General features: G+C 46.9%; 1 protein-coding gene. It reads left to right on the top strand.

The window, feature by feature from the left end; translation table 11 throughout:
* The coding region (locus R7040_RS26445) for a GTP-binding protein (protein ID WP_318097574.1) at positions 1-715 on the top strand (715 nt) is incomplete at both ends.

Genomic DNA, 715 nt, shown 5'->3' with positions numbered 1-715 from the left:
CGACCCTATCAGACCGTCTAATCCAAGTTTGTGGAGGATTAAGCGATCGTGAAATGGCCGCACAGGTTCTGGATTCTATGGATCTTGAACGTGAGCGTGGTATCACCATTAAATCTCAGAGTGTGACGCTAAACTACACCGCTAAAGACGGTGAAACTTATCAGCTGAACTTCATCGATACTCCGGGACACGTAGACTTTGCATACGAAGTATCACGTTCTCTAGCGGCTTGTGAAGGCGCGCTATTGGTTGTTGATGCTGGTCAGGGTGTAGAAGCGCAAACACTTGCTAACTGTTACACCGCGATCGAAATGGATCTGGAAGTAGTGCCAATCCTAAACAAGATCGACTTGCCAGCCGCTGATCCTGAACGTGTAGCTGAAGAAATTGAAGAAATCGTTGGTATTGATGCGATGGACGCAACACGCTGTTCTGCGAAGACAGGTCTGGGTGTTGAGGACGTTCTAGAAAACATCGTATCAGCAATTCCAGCACCAGAAGGTGATCCTGATGCGCCGCTACAAGCGCTGATCATTGACTCATGGTTTGATAACTATCTTGGCGTAGTATCTTTGGTACGAATCAAAAACGGTTCACTGAAGAAGAACGACAAGATCAAAGTAATGAGCACCGGCCAAGCTTGGGGTGTAGACCGTTTGGGTATCTTTACACCTAAGCAAGTGGATACTGATGTTCTAAATACTGGCGAAGTAGG

It is taken from the genome of Vibrio sp. 1069, assembly GCF_033340555.1.
Note: the sequence above shows the minus strand (reverse complement) of the source record. Positions and strands in the feature narration are given on the sequence as shown.